The organism is Flavobacterium caeni (genome assembly GCF_900101895.1).
GTDB classification, from domain to species: domain Bacteria; phylum Bacteroidota; class Bacteroidia; order Flavobacteriales; family Flavobacteriaceae; genus Flavobacterium; species Flavobacterium caeni.
On record NZ_FMVF01000002.1, the window covers coordinates 39,335 to 57,674 of the forward strand.

Annotated in this window: 17 protein-coding genes; 8 read left to right on the forward strand and 9 right to left on the reverse strand. The window is 51.4% G+C overall.

The window, feature by feature from the left end; translation table 11 throughout:
• The first annotated feature begins 51 nt into the window (after positions 1 to 51).
• The 3 genes from BLP55_RS00190 to BLP55_RS00200 all read left to right on the forward strand — a co-directional run bounded on the left by BLP55_RS00190 (position 52) and on the right by BLP55_RS00200 (position 3,244).
• Complete coding sequence (locus tag BLP55_RS00190; RefSeq protein ID WP_091139855.1) at positions 52 to 960, forward strand: AEC family transporter; 909 nt, start codon at positions 52 to 54, stop codon at positions 958 to 960.
• Between the two features lie 210 nt (positions 961 to 1,170).
• A complete protein-coding gene (locus BLP55_RS00195) occupies positions 1,171 to 1,809 on the forward strand; it encodes a peroxiredoxin (RefSeq protein WP_091139858.1) in 639 nt (212 codons plus the stop codon).
• Positions 1,810 to 1,837: 28 nt separating this feature from the next.
• Entirely contained in the window at positions 1,838 to 3,244 is a 1,407-nt protein-coding gene (locus BLP55_RS00200; protein WP_091139861.1) for an FAD-binding oxidoreductase, read from the forward strand.
• 198 nt (positions 3,245 to 3,442) lie between these two features.
• On the opposite strand, the gene BLP55_RS00210 is transcribed toward BLP55_RS00200, so the two are convergent.
• From BLP55_RS00210 to BLP55_RS00235, 6 genes are all read right to left on the reverse strand, one after another.
• Entirely contained in the window at positions 3,443 to 4,024 is a 582-nt protein-coding gene (locus BLP55_RS00210; protein ID WP_091139868.1) for a hypothetical protein, read from the reverse strand.
• Between the two features lies 1 nt (position 4,025).
• A complete protein-coding gene (locus tag BLP55_RS00215) occupies positions 4,026 to 4,655 on the reverse strand; it encodes a hypothetical protein (RefSeq protein ID WP_211516795.1) in 630 nt (209 codons plus the stop codon).
• Positions 4,656 to 4,731: 76 nt separating this feature from the next.
• Positions 4,732 to 8,085: a preprotein translocase subunit SecA gene (gene secA, locus BLP55_RS00220; protein WP_091139872.1), complete on the reverse strand. Its 3,354-nt coding sequence runs from the start codon at positions 8,083 to 8,085 to the stop codon at positions 4,732 to 4,734.
• Positions 8,086 to 8,183: 98 nt separating this feature from the next.
• Positions 8,184 to 8,405, reverse strand: coding sequence for a DUF2795 domain-containing protein (locus BLP55_RS00225; RefSeq protein WP_022828503.1), 222 nt, complete (start codon positions 8,403 to 8,405; stop codon positions 8,184 to 8,186).
• Positions 8,406 to 8,597: 192 nt separating this feature from the next.
• Entirely contained in the window at positions 8,598 to 9,167 is a 570-nt protein-coding gene (locus BLP55_RS00230; protein ID WP_091139876.1) for a cob(I)yrinic acid a,c-diamide adenosyltransferase, read from the reverse strand.
• Positions 9,168 to 9,255: 88 nt separating this feature from the next.
• Positions 9,256 to 9,945, reverse strand: coding sequence for an ABC transporter ATP-binding protein (locus tag BLP55_RS00235; protein WP_091139879.1), 690 nt, complete (start codon positions 9,943 to 9,945; stop codon positions 9,256 to 9,258).
• 159 nt (positions 9,946 to 10,104) lie between these two features.
• On the opposite strand from BLP55_RS00235, the gene BLP55_RS00240 reads away from it, so the two are divergent.
• The 3 genes from BLP55_RS00240 to BLP55_RS00250 all read left to right on the forward strand — a co-directional run bounded on the left by BLP55_RS00240 (position 10,105) and on the right by BLP55_RS00250 (position 12,369).
• Complete coding sequence (locus tag BLP55_RS00240; RefSeq protein WP_091139882.1) at positions 10,105 to 10,761, forward strand: DUF6565 domain-containing protein; 657 nt, start codon at positions 10,105 to 10,107, stop codon at positions 10,759 to 10,761.
• 173 nt (positions 10,762 to 10,934) lie between these two features.
• Positions 10,935 to 11,627, forward strand: a complete 693-nt coding sequence (locus BLP55_RS00245) for a hypothetical protein (protein ID WP_091139885.1) — start codon at positions 10,935 to 10,937, stop codon at positions 11,625 to 11,627.
• 43 nt (positions 11,628 to 11,670) lie between these two features.
• On the forward strand, positions 11,671 to 12,369 hold the full coding sequence (locus BLP55_RS00250) for a hypothetical protein (RefSeq protein ID WP_139149550.1): 699 nt from the start codon (positions 11,671 to 11,673) through the stop codon (positions 12,367 to 12,369).
• 5 nt (positions 12,370 to 12,374) lie between these two features.
• On the opposite strand, the gene BLP55_RS00255 is transcribed toward BLP55_RS00250, so the two are convergent.
• Together BLP55_RS00255 and BLP55_RS00260 are read right to left on the reverse strand one after the other, a co-directional pair.
• Entirely contained in the window at positions 12,375 to 12,995 is a 621-nt protein-coding gene (locus BLP55_RS00255; protein ID WP_091139892.1) for a response regulator transcription factor, read from the reverse strand.
• Positions 12,992 to 14,911 carry a tetratricopeptide repeat-containing sensor histidine kinase gene (locus BLP55_RS00260; RefSeq protein WP_091139895.1) on the reverse strand — a complete coding sequence of 640 codons (1,920 nt, stop codon included), beginning with the start codon at positions 14,909 to 14,911 and terminating at the stop codon, positions 12,992 to 12,994. The genes BLP55_RS00255 and BLP55_RS00260 overlap by 4 nt, the downstream gene beginning before the upstream one ends.
• 143 nt (positions 14,912 to 15,054) lie before the next feature.
• Between BLP55_RS00260 and BLP55_RS00265 the strand changes: the two genes are divergently transcribed.
• Together BLP55_RS00265 and BLP55_RS00270 are read left to right on the forward strand one after the other, a co-directional pair.
• The gene (locus BLP55_RS00265) at positions 15,055 to 16,461 is read left to right on the forward strand and encodes a hypothetical protein (protein WP_091139899.1); all 1,407 of its coding nucleotides are present in this window, start codon (positions 15,055 to 15,057) and stop codon (positions 16,459 to 16,461) included.
• Positions 16,461 to 17,399 carry a hypothetical protein gene (locus tag BLP55_RS00270; RefSeq protein ID WP_091139902.1) on the forward strand — a complete coding sequence of 313 codons (939 nt, stop codon included), beginning with the start codon at positions 16,461 to 16,463 and terminating at the stop codon, positions 17,397 to 17,399. The genes BLP55_RS00265 and BLP55_RS00270 overlap by 1 nt, the downstream gene beginning before the upstream one ends.
• Here the strand turns inward: BLP55_RS00270 and BLP55_RS00275 are convergent.
• Entirely contained in the window at positions 17,396 to 18,175 is a 780-nt protein-coding gene (locus tag BLP55_RS00275) for an O-methyltransferase (RefSeq protein WP_091139906.1), read from the reverse strand. The genes BLP55_RS00270 and BLP55_RS00275 overlap by 4 nt on opposite strands.
• Positions 18,176 to 18,340 lie beyond the last annotated feature (165 nt).

Below are 18,340 nucleotides of genomic sequence, written 5' to 3' on the forward strand. Positions count from 1 at the left end.
AATCGATGAACTGCATTTTGCGAATATTTTAGATTATCTTTGATTTTGCCTATGGATAGCCTCATACTCCTTTTTGTTTGCCTGCTCACGGGCGTCGTTTTGCAACGCGTCCAAGCCTTTCCTGCCAACAGCCACGTAGCGCTCAACCAGTTCGTCATTTATATCTCGTTGCCGGCGTTGGCGCTGCATTACATTCCCAAGATAGCCATCGGGTATGCGTTGTTGTATCCGTTGGGCATCGCTTGGCTTGGCTTTGGGTTGGCCTTTTTGTTTTTCGCGACGCTCTCCAAGATTTTTGGTTGGTCGCGCAAACTCACGGGATGCTTGATCCTGCTCGGCGGCTTGGGCAACACCTCGTTCGTGGGGTTTCCCGTCATCGAGGCGCTCTATGGCCAGCAAGGACTCGAAACGGCCATTATCGTAGACCAGCCCGGATCGTTCATGGTCATGGCCACGATGGGAATCCTGGTGGCGGCCACCTATTCGCGTGGCACGCCGAGCGCAGCGGTCATCCTGAAGAAAATAGTTTTGTTTCCGCCGTTTATCGCTTTTGCATTGGCAATCCTAATGAATCTTGCCGGTCTTCAGTTCGATGTCGTCTGGGACAGCGTGTTCTTAAAATTGGGCAACACCGTCACGCCCATCGCTTTGGTGGCCGTCGGGTTGCAGTTGCGGCTCGACAAACGCAGCAAGCATTTTGGTTTTTTGGCCTTGGGGCTGTTGTTCAAATTAATGCTCACGCCGTTGTTTTTCTACGTATTGTACAAAGTCGTGCTCAAACAGGACGGTCTTGTAACCGACGTTTCGATTACCGAGGCCGCGATGGCGCCCATGATCACCGCTTCGGTGCTGGCCACGAGCCACGGACTCAAACCCAAACTCAGCAGCATGATGATTGGCGTCGGGATTCCGCTTTCGTTTGTGACGTTGGCGTTTTGGTATTGGGCGCTTCATTTTTGATTGGAGCCGTCCCGATAGCTTGGGGTGTTTTCCGCTACAACCAGGGCTAGGGCGTCGTCGTAAGTACATGTCTGTCTTATTGCCGATGGTTGTTAAAAAATCAGTACTATATCGTTTTCGTTGCGAAATATTCATAAGAATAACTTAAAACGTCCAGATCGCTGTGTATAATCGATTAAATTTAAGACGACGAACCAAAATTTATCGATTATGGCAACCATACGTTTGGGCGATACCGCGCCCGATTTTACCGCACAAACCACCCAAGGCACCCTACAATTTCACGAATGGCTCGGCGCGTCCTGGGGCGTCTTGTTTTCGCACCCCGCCGATTTCACCCCCGTTTGCACCACCGAACTCGGAACGGTCGCAAACTACCATCCCGAATTTACCAAGCGAAACGCCAAAGTCATCGCGCTCAGCGTAGACGGCATCGACTCGCACCATGAGTGGATCAAGGACATCAACGAGACGCAAAACACCACCGTCGATTTTCCGATCATCGCCGACGAATCCAAAGAAATCGCGTTGTTGTACGACATGATGCATCCCAACGCGAGCGAAAAAGCCACGGTACGATCGGTGTTTGTGATCGGCCCTGACAAAAAGGTTAAACTCACCCTTACTTATCCGGCTTCGACAGGAAGAAATTTCGACGAATTGCTTCGCGTCATCGACAGCCTCCAGCTCACGGCCAACTATGCCGTGGCCACGCCTGCCAACTGGAAAGACGGCGAAAATGTCGTGATTACGCCCGCGGTTCCCGACGACGAAATCGCCACACGTTTCCCCAAAGGATACGACCGCGTAAAACCCTATTTGCGCATGACGCCGCAACCCAATAAATAGTATCTTTGAAAATCCAACCGATTTTCACATGAACACGCAGATATCTCCAGAAGTGATGGGCCAACTCGAAGCAATCGTGGGCCCATCGTTTCTTTTTTTGGACCAGGCCACGCGCCGCGAGTACGGACACGACGAAACCGAGGACTACGTTTTTCCGCCCGCCGTGTTGCTCAAGCCGGGCACACCCGAGGAAATTGCTTCGATCATGCGTGTCGCCAACCAGCATGAAATTCCGGTAACGCCCATCGGCGGACGCACGGGGCTCAGCGGCGGGGCGTTGTGTATTTTTGAAGGTATCGGGTTGTCGATGGAACGGTTCAATAAAATCATCCACATCGACGAGCAGAATTTGCAGGTCATGGTCGAACCGGCCGTCATCACGCAGGTGCTGCGCGAGGCCGTCGCCGAAAAAGGGTTGTTCTATCCGCCCGATCCGAGCAGCCAGGGCAGTTGTTTCATCGGAGGCAACGTGGCCGAGAATGCAGGTGGCGCGCGTGCGGTCAAATACGGCGTGACCAAGGATTATGTGCTCAACCTCGAAGTCGTGTTGCCCAACGGCCAAATCATTTGGACGGGTGCCAACACGCTCAAGAATTCAACGGGGTACAACCTTACGCAACTCATGGTGGGCAGCGAAGGGACGTTGGGCATCGTCACCAAAATCGTCATGAAATTGTTGCCTGCCAACCAATACAACATCTTGATGCTCGTTCCGTTTTTCGATGCGGCGCAGGCGTGCGAGGCCGTGGCCCAAATTTTCAAGGCAGGCGTGGTGCCCAGCGCGCTCGAGTTCATGGAACGCGATGCCATCGACTGGACGCTTCGGTTTGTGGAAGTCAGCGTCGCGATCAAGGACGCGGTGCAGGCGCATCTGCTCATCGAAGTAGACGGCAATTATCCCGATGTGTTGTTTGCAGAAGCCGAGAAAATCACACAAGTGGTCGAGCAATTCGACATCGACGACATCCTTTTTGCCGATACCGACGACCAAAAGAACGCGCTCTGGAGACTGCGTCGTGCGGTGGCCGAGGCCGTCAAATCGAATTCGATCTACAAGGAAGAAGATACGGTCGTGCCGCGGTATGAACTGCCTAGGTTGCTGACCGGCATCAAATCAATCGGCCAAAAATACGGATTCAAATCGGTGTGTTACGGCCACGCGGGCGACGGCAACCTGCACGTGAACATCGTCAAGGGCGACATGACCGACGACGCTTGGACGACCGAAGTCCCCAAAGGCATCCGCGAGATTTTTGAACTCACGGTATCGCTCAAGGGAACGCTGTCGGGCGAGCACGGCATCGGCTATGTCCAGAAGAATTACATGGACATCGCGTTCGACCCCATTACGCTGCAGCTCATGAAAGGCATCAAACAGGTGTTCGATCCCAAGGGCATTTTGAACCCCGGCAAGGTGCTTCCCGATCGGGTATAAAAAAAGCACCGATTTACGGTGCCGTGATCAATCTCTTTTATTGGCTTTCTTTTCTTTCTTTTCAAGCCTCTTTTCCTTCAAGGTTTTGGTCGATTCTTTCTTGACCTCTTTCTTTTTGTCCAATCCTTTTGACATGACAATGGGTTTTTAAGGTTGCTATTCGATTAGTAACGTAAATATAGGACTATTTCCGATTGCTCACAGCCCGAGCTGTTTTTTTATGTTTTCGTTAAGATGTTGTGCGGACCACTCGCGTTGGGCGGTGTCGTCGAAGTTGATGAAACGCCACTGGTTTTGCGTCGTGGCATCGGCGATGGCTACCAAAGTCGAATGGCGCTTGACGTTGATCGTATTGCGCGCGGGCTCGTAAACCGCGAACGTCGCCTGTTCGATTATTTTGAGTTCGGCGGCTTTTTGCGGGCCCGTCATCGCATCGAGTTTTTTTTCGATAAAATAGCGGATGGGATTGTAATAGGTGATCACGCAATAGCTCGCGCCGTCGATTTTTTTGATTTCAGCGAATTTGAGCGCGGGCGTTTCAAGCTGGATGCGTTTGCGGAATTCATCGTTTTGATAGTCCAGATCGACCTTTTCGAGGAACTTTTCGCGTCCGCCCAATTCGGTCACCAGGGGGGGGTAGGTCAAGTCGGCCAGCGGTTCGAAATCCATGTTGTAGTTCGCATCGCAAATCTTTTGGGCCATAGGTCTTAAAGCATCGAGGGTTTGTGCAATCGACGCCGTGTAGCAAAAGAAAAGCAACGAAAGCCACATGTTTTTCATCTCAGTAAGGGCTTTTTTCGGTTTTGACGCCTTTGGGCAATACAAACAGATTTGGGTCGAGTTTTGCCGGTTTTACTTGTGTGGACGTACTTTCGAGCGTGAACATCGTGGTTTCGATGATAGACTTGAGCGGGAGCGCCCGGGCCCTGGAAACCAAGTCATACCAATTGCCGAACTTGTGGTTCACGAACAGTTTTGGATCGACGCCCAGTTGCGCATTGAAATAGTATTTCTGGACGCCGTTTTTACAGGTAAGGACGAGTTCATCGCAAAGGTATCCGAGAATTTTGGTCGTACCTTTTTTGAGTTCAGACTTATAGACTTCGTCGCCTTGGATGGTCACATCGTTGTAATACACCGTTTCTGAAGTCGCCATTTTGCTGTACAATTTGCCGTCTTTGTTGACAAATAAAATCCATTGCATCAGCGTGCCGTTGGTATCCGAACGGTAATCGCCACCTTTGATTTGGTATTGCTGGGTGTCGCCCATCATTTTGGCCCATTGTTGGTCACTGACCTGCGGATTCTTCGATTTGTAGGCGTTGGCGTAGGTGATTTGGCCTTCAAAAACTTGGGCATGTATCGTCAGCGTCACACAAAAGGCCACCGCTGCAAGAATAAATTTTTTCATCGAAATAGCTTTGTCCAAATATAAAAAATCCCCAACAGTTCTAACCATTGGGGATTGTTATTTTAAGCGAAACAGATTACTCGTGCACGATGACCCATTGGCCAGATGCCAGCATGCTTTCGGCTTTTTTGTATTTCATCGTTTCGGTCTTGCCGCTCATGACGTGTTTGATCGTGACGTTGTCGTTGCGGTTGATTTTCGGCATTTCGCGTACGATGGTCTCGGTCACCTGACGTTGCTGGGTTTGCCCGGCTTCGCGTGCTTCGGCTGCCGCCTGGTCGGTGTTCGGGATTTCGTCTTTCGATGTCTGGTAGTTTTCCTTCGGACGTTGCTCCTCGCGCGCTTCCTGGATCGGCTGGTTTTGCTGCGGCAAATCGCCTTTGAACAGGAACGAAATCACCTCTTTGTTGACGCCGTTGAGCATGTTGCGGAACAGGTTGAACGCCTCGAATTTGTAGATCAACAACGGATCCTTTTGTTCGTGGACGGCCAACTGCACCGATTGCTTGAGCTCGTCCATTTTGCGCAGGTGTTTCTTCCAAGCTTCGTCTACGATGGCCAGCGTGATGTTCTTTTCGAAATCGCCAATCAAGGTGCGGCCTTCGGTATCGTAGGCTTTCTTAAGATCGGTGACCACGTTGAGCGTCTTGACGCCGTCGGTAAACGGTACCACGATGCGCTCGAATTGGTTGCCTTGCGTCTCGAACACGTTCTTGATGATTGGGAACGCCTCGCGTGCGCTGCGCTCGTTTTTCTCGGTGTAATAGGCCAGGGCCGTTTTGTAGACCTTTCCGGTGAGTTCCATTTCATTGGCCTTTTCGAATTCGGCCTGTGAAACCGGCGCGGTCATCGAAAAATAACGGATCAGCTCAAACTCGAAATTCTTGTAATCGTTGGTGGCCTTGTTGTTGCCCACGATGAGCTCGCAGGTGTCGTACATCATGTTGGCGATGTCCAGTTGCAAGCGCTCGCCGTGCAACGCGTGACGTCTTCTTTTGTACACCACTTCGCGTTGGGCGTTCATTACGTCGTCGTATTCGAGCAAGCGTTTACGTACCCCAAAGTTGTTTTCCTCGACTTTTTTCTGCGCGCGTTCGATCGACTTGGTCATCATCGAATGTTGGATGACTTCGCCTTCCTTGAGGCCCATGCGGTCCATGATTTTGGCGACCCTTTCCGATCCGAACAAACGCATCAGGTTGTCCTCCAAAGACACATAGAATTGCGAACTTCCCGGATCGCCCTGACGGCCCGCACGACCGCGCAACTGGCGGTCTACACGACGCGAATCGTGGCGTTCGGTACCAATGATGGCCAATCCGCCAGCAGCCTTGACCTCTGGCGTGAGCTTGATGTCGGTACCACGACCCGCCATGTTGGTCGCAATCGTCACGACGCCTGGCTTACCGGCCTCTTCGACGATTTGCGCTTCCTGCTTGTGCAATTTGGCGTTCAGAACGTTGTGGTTGATGTTGCGCATCTTGAGCATACGGCTCAGCAATTCCGAGATCTCGACCGATGTCGTACCAATCAATACCGGACGGCCGGCCTGCGAGAGTTGCGTCACGTCTTCGATGACGGCGTTGAATTTTTCGCGCATCGTTTTGTAGATCAAATCCTCCTGATCCTTACGCGCCAATGGCTTGTTGGTCGGGATTTCGACGACGTCGAGTTTGTAGATCTGCCACAATTCGCCCGCTTCGGTCACGGCTGTACCTGTCATACCGGCGAGTTTGCTGTACATCCTGAAATAGTTCTGGAGCGTGATGGTCGCGAAAGTTTGCGTGACGGCTTCGATCTTGACGTTTTCCTTGGCTTCGATGGCCTGGTGCAATCCGTCGGAGTAGCGGCGTCCGTCCATGATACGGCCGGTTTGCTCGTCTACAATCAGGATTTTGTTGTCCATGATGACATATTCGACATCTTTTTCGAACAACGTATAGGCTTTCAAAAGTTGTGTGAGTGTGTGGATGCGCTCGCTTTTGACACCAAAATCCTGGAAGAGTTTTTCTTTTTCCTCGGCTTCGGCGTCTTTCTCGAGGTTCATTTTTTCGATGCGCGCGATTTCGGTACCAATGTCGGGCAACACAAAAAAGTGCTCGTCGGTATCGGTCGACAAATATTTGATGCCGTTGTCGGTGAGTTCGACCTGGTTGTTTTTTTCTTCGATCACAAAGTACAACGCCTCGTCAATCAAGTGCATGTCGCGGTTGTTGTCCTGCATGTATTGGTTTTCGGTCTTTTGCAACAATTGCTTGACGCCTTCTTCCGACAAGAATTTGATAAGCGCCTTGTTCTTTGGCAGCGAACGGTAGGCGCGAAGCAGGTTAAAGCCCGCATCTTTAGTGTTGCCTTCCTTGAACAAGCGTTTGGCTTCAGACAGGAATCCGTTGGCCAACTGGCGTTGCAAATTCACGAGGTGGTCGATCTTTGGCTTGAGTTCGTTGAATTCGTGCCGGTCGCCTTGCGGAACCGGTCCCGAAATGATGAGCGGCGTTCTCGCGTCGTCGATGAGTACCGAATCGACCTCGTCGACAATGGCGTAGTTGTGTTTTCTTTGTACCAGGTCCGACGGGGCGTGCGCCATGTTGTCGCGCAGGTAATCGAATCCGAATTCGTTGTTGGTTCCGTAAGTGATGTCGGCTTCATAAGCCTTGCGACGGCCTTCGGAATTCGGCTGGTGGTTGTCGATACAATCTACGGTAAGCCCGTGGAACTCGAACAAAGGCGCTTTCCATGAGCTGTCACGCTTGGCCAGGTAGTCGTTGACGGTCACCAGGTGAACGCCGTTTCCGGTCAGCGCGTTCAAATACAAAGGCAGCGTCGCCACGAGTGTTTTACCTTCACCGGTTTGCATTTCAGAAATCTTTCCGTCGTGCAACACCATCCCGCCGATAAGCTGTACATCGTAGTGGATCATGTCCCAGGTGATGTCCTTACCCGCAGCATTCCATGAATTGGCCCAAACGGCGTTGTCGCCATCGAGTGTGATGTAGGATTTGGTGGCCGACAGTTCGCGGTCGCGCGGGGAAGCCGTTACGGTGATTTGCGTATTTTCCTTGAAACGACGGGCGGTTTCCTTGACCACGGCAAAAGCTTCGGGCAGGATTTCGTTGAGTGTTTTTTCTGAAATCTCATACGCTTCTTTTTCGAGCGCGTCGATTTGCAGATAGATGTCTTCGCGCTGGTCGATGTCGGCGATGGCTTCGACTTCGGTCTTGAGCGCCGCTATTTTGCTGTCTTTCTCGGCGCGCGCCTGTTTGATGCGGTCTTTGAAATAAGCGGTCTTGGCGCGCAACTCGTCATGCGACAATGCCGCCAGCGCGCTTTCGAACCCTTTTATCTTGTTGACATTTCCTTGTAACGCCTTGACGTCTTTTTGTGATTTGTCGCCGACGAAAACTTTTAAAATGCTATTAATAAAGCTCATAATGGTGTGAATTATCTTGGTAAAACCCGTTGTCGCGGGCGTGCAAATTTAGGCAAAAAAAAAGCCTCCGAGGAGACTTTTGTGATAGTTTTTATTTTTTAGTATTCATCCTCATTCCAAAGGTAATCTTCGTCGGTCGGATAGTCTGGCCAAATCTCTTCCATCGATTCGTAGATCTCGCCTTCATCTTCTATAGATTGCAGGTTTTCGACCACTTCAAGCGGTGCTCCCGCACGGATGGCATAGTCGATCAATTCATCTTTGGTTGCTGGCCACGGCGCATCGCTCAAATACGACGCCAATTCTAATGTCCAATACATCTCTCAGTCGATTTTAGTTTATGCAAAAATAAATTTTAAACTTAAAAAGTCAAGTAAATTTGAATTTATTTTAAAAAAAGTCAAGAACGTCCCTAAGCCCCTTTGTTTACTGGGGTTTTCAGCTGAAAGGTTGGAATTTGGTCCCGAGATTTCGGGATGGAATTTGGATTTTGGAATTTGGAATTTCAAAAACTACTTCCTCGGAATCCATTTCACTTCCTCTGCTTGAACGTCGGCAGACAACTTCCGTGCCAGTACAAAAAGGTAGTCAGAAAGTCGGTTCAGGTACTTGATCACGAGCGCATCGATGGGTTCTTCATGCGCCAAATGCACCGATAAACGCTCGGCACGACGGCATACGCAACGCGCAATATGACAATATGACACGGTAGAATGGCCACCCGGAAGTACGAAATGCGTCATTTGCGGCAATTCGCGCTCCATGGTATCGATTTGGTTTTCAAGTAATTCGATGTCCGACTCAGAAATCAACGGAATATTGAGCCGCGGTTGTCCGTTCTTAAGTGTCTCCTTGTCAGGCGGCGTGGCCAAGATGGCGCCAGCGGTAAACAAACGGTCTTGGATTTCGATGAGGATTTTCTTGTATTCGGGATGAATGTCCTGGTCGCGGATGAGCCCGATCCACGAATTGAGTTCGTCGACGGTGCCGTAGCTCTCGATGCGGATGTGGTCTTTGGGGACGCGCGTCCCTCCGAATAGGGCGGTCGTGCCTTTGTCGCCGGTTTTTGTATATACTTTCATTGGTTGTTTGTTTAATCGTTTAACTGTGTAATCGTTTAATCGAGGGGTGATCGGGAGGATTGGTGATACGATTTGACGATTAAACAAATTAACTTTTTTTACTATCGCTTTCGATCAGCCCGTCGCGCAAACGGATCACGCGGTGGGCATACTGCGCGATGTCTTCTTCGTGCGTGACCAAAATCACGGTGTTGCCGTTTTTGTGGATCTCGCCAAACAGGTTCATGATCTCGACCGACGTCTTGCTGTCGAGGTTTCCCGTAGGCTCGTCGGCCAAAATGATTGAAGGTTTGTTGACCAGCGCACGCGCAATGGCCACGCGTTGCCGTTGTCCGCCCGAAAGCTGGTTGGGCTGGTGGTCCATACGGTCGGCAAGGTTCACCTGCGTGAGCACTTCGGTGGCGCGCGCGTTGCGTTCGGGTTTCGAATAGCCTGCGTAAATCATCGGAAGCGCCACATTGGCCAGCGCGGTCGTACGCGGGAGCAAGTTGAAGGTCTGGAACACGAATCCGATTTCTTTGTTGCGGATGTCGGCCAGTTCGTCGTCGTGCATTTTGCTCACATCCTTGCCGTTCAAGATATAGCTGCCCGAGGTGGGCGTATCCAGACAGCCAAGTAGGTTCATCAACGTCGATTTGCCCGAACCCGACGGTCCCATGAGCGCGACGTATTCGCCTTTTTCGATTTCAAGATCGATGCCTTTGAGCACATAAACCGTTTCGTTGCCGAGGATGAAATTGCGTTTGATGTTCGTGATTTTGATCAGTGGCGCGGCCATATTGAAAATTTGAGCTAAAGATACATATTTATTGTAAGGGAAACGCCGTCGATTTTTGGTCGCCTTTAGATGATGTAACATTATTGGTCAATTGTAAAAAGTCTTCGAAAACCAGATGGGTAATTTTAACAATATCAATTTTAATTAAAAATTACTGTTATGAAAAGCAAATTTTTATTACTGGGTGCAGCAGCGTGTATCATGGGTATGACTTCATGTAAGAATGAAGCCGAGGAAAACGCCAAACGCACCGTAGACACTTACGCCGCCTATGTCGATTCGGTGAGCAATGTTGCCGTAGCCGATGCCAAAGCCAACTGGGATGCAATCAACGAACGTTCCGAACAACAGCTGGTCGAGGCCAAAGCCGCGCTCGCCGCGTTGAAGGATAAGACGGCCGCCGAAGAAAAAGTGATGGCTGCCGAAGCCAAGTATACCGAATGGAAATCTGAGGTTGAAGCCGCCGTTGCCGCCGACTCCGATCCGAAAGCCGCTTTGCGCAATGCTTTGTTCGGAGAGGGCAAGGTAGGGGCCGATATGAAATTCGATTGGGTGAACAAAGACAACATCCATGCGACCTACCAGAATTTCATCCACACGGTAGAAAACAACAAAGACAAATACACCCGCGAAGACTGGGACGAGATCAAGGTGCTTTATGAGGCGCTCGATACCCGCAAGAATGTGGTCGAGAAAGAAGGACTTTCTTCCGAAGACAACATGAAGATTGCCGGTTTGAAAGTAAAATTTGCGCCCATGCTCAAAGTGAACCGCGTCGGAGAGAAAACACAAGAGAATGCCGATGCCAAAAAATAAAGGTTCAATTTATTAGTTCGAAAAATGACCGTACTCTGCGACGGTCATTTTTTGTTTCTGGTCGATTGGACAAACTTTAAAATATCGATTAAATGCAAATTTTACCGACAAAATACATAGAATGTTTGGTAATTGTAATTTTTGTACTACATTTGCTCTACATTCGCCAGAACATGAAACCACATTCAATTGTAAAACTGCTTTTTGCGCTGTTTTTCGTGCAATCGCTTCAAGCCCAGGTTGGTATCGGTACCGCAAGCCTGGCGCCGGGATCGCTGCTCCAACTCGAGAGCACCAGTGCCGCGTTTGTCATGCCGCGTATGAAGGACGTCGAAATGACCGCGATTGCCGATCCCATCAGCGGCGCCATGGTTTTCAATACCAACGAGAACTTGCCGTATTTCAAAGGCCCCGATGGTTGGTCGGGCTTTGATATCAATTCGAATCCGAGCATCATTTTGTCGCGAAGCAACGGCACCTTCTCAACATCGCCAACGCTCAGTTATCCGATGGCCCTTAGTGCGGGCCAAGTGGTCTCGAACAGTTCGGCCTATTTTTCGGTCCCTACCTGGGGAACGGTCAAAGTGGCCCGTGCGGGTGTTTACCTGCTGTCGGTTTCGCTGGCCACGACCAATATGCCCGCCGGAAACCGCAATTATTTCCTTGCGGCCTACAAAAATGGCGCGCTGATCGGTTATCTGTCGCGTTCGCGGTTACAGAATCCGTCCAGCGACTATTGGGGTACCACGGGTACGCTGATGTATACGGCAGAGGCTGGCGACGAATTTTCGTTCCGCTATTTTATTGCCCACAACGCCACACTTACGACCGCTTTCCAAACCATTTGCATCACCAAACTCCACTGACATGACACCAAAGGTTCGCAAAAACGAAACAAAATCACCACCCATGTATAAAAAACTATGCTACCTTCTGGTCTTGGTTTACGCAACTGGATTCTCGCAAGTAGGGATCGGCACATCGAGCCCAAGCGCAAGCGCGATCCTGCAACTCGAGAGCACGACCCAGGCATTCGTCCCGCCGCGTATGACCGATGCACAAATGCTTGCCATCGCGTCGCCGCTCGCCGGATCGATGGTTTACAACACCACGTTCAACGCCATGTTTGTGCGTACATCGAGCGGATGGAAGAGCTTTTTTGAAACCTCGAACCCGTCGGTGGTGCTCAACAAAGTGTTTGCGTCGGGCAACACGTTGGTGTCTACGGGCAACAACACGTACTACAATTTTCCACTGGTCGCCGCCGATGCACTGTCTATCGACAGCAGTTTGTTTACGGTGACATCTGCGGGAAAAATCAAGGTCACCGAGGCCGGCGTATACATGGTTACGGCGAGTTTTTCTGTAGCCAACATGCCGTCGGGCACCAAGAAATTCATCATCGGATTGTACCAGAACGGCAGTCTTGTAGGATATTTGTCCCGTGGTACGGCCACGCTCGACGCCACCGACGAATGGGGCACCAGCGGTTCGCTCAGCGTTGCGGCTTCGGCGGGCGACAACCTCGAACTCAAGTACGTGCTCAACAATTCGGGCACGGCGCTCGAAGCCAAGATATTCAACATCGGCCTCACCAAGCTCAAATAAAAAACTTAAATCAGGTCGAGTTTGGCCGCGGCCTTGATCAGCGCCGCAGTATTCTTGCTCTCGAGTTTGAGCATCAGGTTTTGGCGGTGCGTGCTCACCGTGGTCACGCCGATGTAGAGCCGCTCGGCAATTTCCTGGTTGGTATACCCTTCGGCGATTTCGCGCAATACTTCTTGCTCGCGCCGCGTGAGCACGGGTTTTTCGGTAAAACGCGATTCGGTTGGCTTGCTGTAGTCGACGTTAAAGAACAGGTTGTCGCCTGCCACCTCGTCGATCGCCTTGAACAAATCTTCGCGCGAGGCATTCTTCAGCAAATAACCGCGCGCGCCGCTTTGGATCATGCGCGAAATGTAGCTCCGGTCGTTGAAGGTGGTAAGCGCCAAACATTTTACATCCGGAAATTCGGCCGTGATCTTCGCGCAAAGTTCTATGCCGTTGATGTCGGGCAGGTTGATGTCGAGAAACGCAATGTCTACGGGGTTGTTTTTCAAAAAGCCGATCGCATCGAATGCATTTTCGGCGCTTCCCACGACCTCGGCGTCGGGATGTTGACGCAGCAGCGTCTTGAATCCTTCTGAAACCAGCGGATGGTCGTCTACGATAAAGATGCGCAATTTTGTTTTCATGGGTTTTCGAATTCAAGATGTACCGAGGTGCCTTTTTGGTCAGACCGGATGTCGAGTTTTCCGTCAAGGTAATCGGCGCGGCTGCGGATGTTGGCCAGCCCGATTCCATTTTGTGCGTTCGACACGTCAAATCCCTTTCCGTTGTCTTCGACGGTGAGCGAAACCCGCGCGCCATTGCGACTGATTTGCACATGCGCTTCGGTGGCTCCAGAGTGTTTGGTGATGTTGTTGAGCAATTCCTGTACGATGCGGAACAGCGTGATCTCGACGGTTTGGCCGAGTCTTTGGTCGAGCCCGAACTGCTCGTAGAATACTTGTGTCGTGCTGCTCTCGGATACCGACGCGCACAAATCGCCCACGGCCTCGTCGAGCCCAAATTTCAAAAGCGATTCGGGCATCATGTTGTGCGCCACGCGCCGCATTTCGGCGATGGCGTCGTCGAGTTGGGTGAGGCTTTTGGTGAATGCCTGCGCGTTTTCGTCGGTCAGGACCACATTGCCCTTCATGCTGTTGAGCTGGAATTTAACACCCGAGAGCATGCCGCCCAGCCCGTCGTGGAGGTCGCGCGCCAAACGGGTCCGTTCGATTTTTTCGCCTTCGAGCATGTTTTGCGTGGCCACGATTTGCCGTTCCTGCTGCAACTGCAACACTTTCTGTTCGGCGTTTTTGCGTTGGGCGGCCATGAAGCGGTAGAGCAGGAATCCCGCCGCGCACAACAGCAGCAAAACCAGGGTCAGCGCAATCATGTACAGCCGTGTGCGGTCTTTTTCTGATTCAAGGTTTTCGATGTGGCGCTGTTTTTCGGAGTTCTGGAATTTGGCGTCCGATTCGTCGAGTTTGGTTTTGAGTTCGATCGAGTTGAGGCTGTCGTGGAGTTGTCGGTAAGACTGCAGGAAATCATAGGCTTCGTCAAAACGCCCGTTCTTGTTGTATACCGTGGCCGCGGCATCGTAGGCATATAGGAGTGAAGGCAACATCTTGTTCGCCTTGGCCAGCGCGACCGCCTTGTCGACGGTAGGAATCGCTTTTTGATTTTGTCCGTCGAGTTGGTAGTAATCGGCCAGCGCACACATGCCGTTGACGAGTCCGTGTAAATTGCCCGTTTTTTGGTTGTGGGCGTTGCATTTGAGCACCGTCGCAATGGCCTGGTCGTATCGTTTTTGGTGCGATAGTATCCGCGATTTGTCAAAAAGTGCGGCGTAATACCGGTTGTCGTCGCTTTCTTTTTGGGTGACGGCCAGACACTCTTCGATGACGGGCGCTGCTTTGTCGTATTGGCGTTTTTCGATGTAGGCGCTGCCCATCAACGACAGGGCTTCGGCAAGCACCGCGGGCGCGTTTTCTTTTCGGGCCAAATCGGCGGCCTTGCCGGAATAGTAGATGGCCTTGTCGAGATTTCCCATGTTCAGGAACGAGACCGCCAGAAAATTGTAAATGCGTTTGGTATAGGCCGGTTCGTTGTTTTGTTGGAACAGCCTCAGGCCTTCTTGAAAACACGCCACCGCTTTTTCGTAGTCGGCGATGTACAAATAGTCGTTGCCGAGATTTGTGGTAAAATACGCGATCCAATGCTTGTCGTTGCGCGCCTTGGCCCGTTTCAAGCCCTCGCGGGTAAGCGCCTGCATTTTGTCGTACTGCGCCGTGTAGATGTACACCGATGTCGCTTTGCCGGGATAGCCGTAAATTCCTTCGTCGTAGTCGTGCTTCAGACTAAGGTCGTACGCTTTTTTGTAGTACACCAACGCCGAATCATAGCTCACCTCGCAGTAATATTCGCCTATCTCGTTGAGTGTTTTGACTTTTTCTTCGACGGTTTTCGACACCTCGTATTGTTTCTTGAGCGACAACAACGCGTCGGGCTGTGCGGTTACCGCCATACCGATGAAAAGCATGCCAAAAGAAAGTAGGTGTTTCATGTTGCGTGATTGTTTTACAAATCAAGTCAAAAGTGTCGGTTTGGAACTCCTATAAAAATAGGATGTTTTAAATCGTGTTTTCATAGGAAGGCCAATTTTTTTTCCGGAAGTAGTTTTACAATCTAAATCCAAAAATCTACAACATGAAAAAGTTAACTCCTTTCGCCATTGCCGCATTGCTGGTTTTGAATGTGGCTTGTTCTTCGGATGAAACCACGCCCATCGTGCCGCCAACAGCGCAAACACTCACGGTCCAGACCGCCGATCCGCAAGTCTCGGGACTGAATGCCATCGTGGGCGGATCGATCGCATCTTTTGGCACCGAACCCATCCTTGAAACCGGTGTAATATTGGCCAACCAACCCGACCAAACCATCGAGAGTCTGCCCGATGGCGCCTATCCGATTGCGCTCGAAACCAACCAGTTTGAAGAAGCACTCCTTTTCGACGCCTCGCTCGCGGGCATGCCCATTTATGTACGCGCGTATGCAAAAACCGCTACGCAGGTGGTCTATGGCGACTCGAAGATGTTTGTGCTCGAAGGCTGCACCGTACATCTGGTGACCCCCGACGGCCCGGTAACCATCAACGCCCCGCAAACCTGGGCATCGGGCGAAGTGCATGTGATCACGCAAAATGTAACGATCACCTCGCAACTGACCATCGAACCCGGGGCCATTGTCAAGGTCGACGGGGCACAAATCAGGGTCAACCCGGGGGGCACCATCCAGGCCTTGGGTACTTTGGAAGCGCCCATTGTTTTTACTTCGCTCAAGGACGATGTATTTTGCGGCGATACCAATTCCGACGGTGCTTCGGAAGGGCAAAAAGGCGACTGGACCGGCATTTACCTGACCGCGCCCGGCAGCCAATTCACCTATTGCGGCATCCTTTACGCGGGCGCCAACGACGGCGGCTATTACAACGCGGTGCGCATCAGCGGAACCGGTGCCGATTTTGGCTTCGACCATTGCGTGTTCGCTTATACGCTGGGGCATCCGACGGCTTCGGCTGCGTTTGCGTTCTATGGCGGCGCGACCATGAAAGACGCCACCGAATCGCAATTCACCAACAATGCGTTCTATGGCAACGACCGCCCGATTTACCTCAATATCTATTACAATTTTAACCCGAACAACCAGTTTTTCAATCCCGACCAACCCGCCGAGAGCAACACGCGCAACGGCATCTGGACCTGGCATACCACCATGCCCGGCGTCACCGCGACCTTTATGGAAGACGAAGCGCCCTATGTGGTGGATGCGTTTTTTAATGGCGGCGGAAGTGCGGCCACAGACGGCGTGATCATCGGGCCCAATGTCATCGTCAAGTTCAACGGTACGCTTTCGGGGATTTCTAGGGCGGCCAACAGGAATATTTCGATCGATGCGAGCGCGGCACTCACCTCGTACAAAGACGATTTGCGCGGCGGCGACACCAATGGCGACGGCAACGCGACTTTTGCTTCCGATGGCGACTGGGACGGCTACTACAACTACCAGACGACCACCTATTTGGGCGGCGCCAATATTTTTTACGACGCACACTGATGAAAACCATCGCATTCCTCTTGCTTCTTTCGAGCGTCGTCAATGCCCAGGTTGGGATCAATACGGCCACGCCCGATGCCTCGTCGGTACTGGATGTAAGCGCCACCGACAAAGGTATGCTGATCCCGAGGGTGTCGCTCGTAAGTCTTTCCGATGGTACTGCCCCCATTTTGAACCCAGCCGTGAGCACCTTGGTCTACAACACCAACCAACCGATGGTGGGCGGCTTGGTGCGCGGGTTCTACTACTGGAACGGCGCGGTTTGGGTGCGGCTTGCAACCCAGCCCGAAGACAAATGGACGCGCAATCCGTTCTCGGGTGCCATGTCTCCGGCGACGCCGACCGATTGGGTGGGTATCGGTACCGCCAGCCCACAGCAACGACTCGATGTGGCGGGCAAGATCCGCATCGCCGACGGTACGCAGGGGCAAGGGCGTGTGCTGGTTTCCGATGCCAACGGCGCAGGCACCTGGACCGACAATGTGGCGATCACGCCGTCTGTCATCGGGACGTTCGGCAGCGGTGTGACCGTTGGCAACGGCGCGACGGTGGGCAACATCACGGCCAATTTTAACAGTGGGGTTTCGATCACGTTGCCGCCGGGTAAATGGATGATTTTCGGCACGTTTTTGATGCAGGCCTACTTGCCTTACGACGGTTCGATGTTTGTGCGCACCATGTTTTCGTGTAACCCTACGACGGCCGTGGGTTGCGATACGGTGATAGGCGGATTGATGTCGGGCGAGGTTTCGGGGCCGAGCCATTTTTCGATCCTGAACGGCCAAAGCGTGATTTGGAACCAATCGGGCGCCAACAGGACGTACTATCTTTTTGTCAACGTGACCAAGTACGGCAATGTGCCTACGACTACTACGCTCAACGCTTTCGGTAGCTCATTTTGGGCCGAGAACATGCTGTCGGCCATCCCGATGAATTAGGCGCGGATTACAAAGTCTTGTTTTTCCTGCTCTTTTCGAAAAAAGACGAATCCCCATTGGAACGTGTCGACCGTGACCGTGACGTGGGGATTTTTTTTGATCGTTTCCCAGGCTTGTTCCATGTCGGGCGACCAATGGATGTCGTCAAAAATCCAGACGGAATCGTTGGTTGCGGTGGGCAAAAGCAGTTCGAAATATTTTAGTGTGGCGTCTTTTTGGTGGTTGCCGTCGAAGTAGATTAAGTCGAATGTCGAAAGTCGAATGTCGAACGAGTCGAGCGCCGATTGGAATTCGGAAACTCTATTTTCGATGTTGTTGAAACCGAATCTTTGGAATTGCGATTGCGCCGTTGCCGATGTTTGCGGGCAACCTTCGAGCGTCATAACTTTTGCTGTAGGATTTCCAATCGACAAAGCCGATGTAGCCAATCCGAGCGAGGTTCCGATTTCCAAAATCGATTGGGGTTTGAAATAACGCACGACGCGAAACAGCAATTCGGCATTTTTGGCCGTGATCCCGGCGGTTCGCGCGATTTTTGAGATTTGTCTTTTGTTCGATTTGAAGATTTTCGAACCCGCGCCAAAATCGGTCACTTCGATCGTTTCGCGGTTTTGCAACAACGACCGGCGGTAATTTTTGAGCGTTTGGTATTCGGGATAATTGGTTTTGTCGTAAAAACATTGGGTGACCAAACCGAACACAAACGGCGAGTGTACGCCGTGCTCGTTGGTCGACTTCAGTAGAAAAGTGAAATATGATTTTATTGGGTGTAGCATTTGCCGCAATTTACCGCAATTTACCGCAAAGCGCGCAAAGTTTCTCACGAAGCTTATCTTCTTCACTTTACGATACCTCTGCGGACTTTGTGGTTGAAAACTAGCCTTTCATGATTTACCGCAAAGAACACAAAGTTTCTCGCAAAGTTTCTCACGAAGCTGATC

Excerpts from the sequence above, each read along its gene's own strand:
- BLP55_RS00190 (WP_091139855.1), top strand. The coding sequence starts at position 52 with ATGGATAGCCTCATACTCCTTTTTGTTTGCCTGCTCACGGGCGTCGTT.
- BLP55_RS00225 (WP_022828503.1), bottom strand. The coding sequence starts at position 8,405 with ATGTATTGGACATTAGAATTGGCGTCGTATTTGAGCGATGCGCCGTGG.
- BLP55_RS00230 (WP_091139876.1), bottom strand. The coding sequence starts at position 9,167 with ATGAAAGTATATACAAAAACCGGCGACAAAGGCACGACCGCCCTATTC.
- BLP55_RS00210 (WP_091139868.1), bottom strand. The coding sequence starts at position 4,024 with ATGAAAAACATGTGGCTTTCGTTGCTTTTCTTTTGCTACACGGCGTCG.
- secA (WP_091139872.1), bottom strand. The coding sequence starts at position 8,085 with ATGAGCTTTATTAATAGCATTTTAAAAGTTTTCGTCGGCGACAAATCA.
- BLP55_RS00235 (WP_091139879.1), bottom strand. The coding sequence starts at position 9,945 with ATGGCCGCGCCACTGATCAAAATCACGAACATCAAACGCAATTTCATC.
- BLP55_RS00250 (WP_139149550.1), top strand. The coding sequence starts at position 11,671 with ATGTATAAAAAACTATGCTACCTTCTGGTCTTGGTTTACGCAACTGGA.
- BLP55_RS00215 (WP_211516795.1), bottom strand. The coding sequence starts at position 4,655 with ATGAAAAAATTTATTCTTGCAGCGGTGGCCTTTTGTGTGACGCTGACG.
- BLP55_RS00240 (WP_091139882.1), top strand. The coding sequence starts at position 10,105 with ATGAAAAGCAAATTTTTATTACTGGGTGCAGCAGCGTGTATCATGGGT.
- BLP55_RS00265 (WP_091139899.1), top strand. The coding sequence starts at position 15,055 with ATGAAAAAGTTAACTCCTTTCGCCATTGCCGCATTGCTGGTTTTGAAT.
- BLP55_RS00275 (WP_091139906.1), bottom strand. The coding sequence starts at position 18,175 with ATGCTACACCCAATAAAATCATATTTCACTTTTCTACTGAAGTCGACC.
- BLP55_RS00200 (WP_091139861.1), top strand. The coding sequence starts at position 1,838 with ATGAACACGCAGATATCTCCAGAAGTGATGGGCCAACTCGAAGCAATC.
- BLP55_RS00260 (WP_091139895.1), bottom strand. The coding sequence starts at position 14,911 with ATGAAACACCTACTTTCTTTTGGCATGCTTTTCATCGGTATGGCGGTA.
- BLP55_RS00270 (WP_091139902.1), top strand. The coding sequence starts at position 16,461 with ATGAAAACCATCGCATTCCTCTTGCTTCTTTCGAGCGTCGTCAATGCC.
- BLP55_RS00245 (WP_091139885.1), top strand. The coding sequence starts at position 10,935 with ATGAAACCACATTCAATTGTAAAACTGCTTTTTGCGCTGTTTTTCGTG.
- BLP55_RS00195 (WP_091139858.1), top strand. The coding sequence starts at position 1,171 with ATGGCAACCATACGTTTGGGCGATACCGCGCCCGATTTTACCGCACAA.
- BLP55_RS00255 (WP_091139892.1), bottom strand. The coding sequence starts at position 12,995 with ATGAAAACAAAATTGCGCATCTTTATCGTAGACGACCATCCGCTGGTT.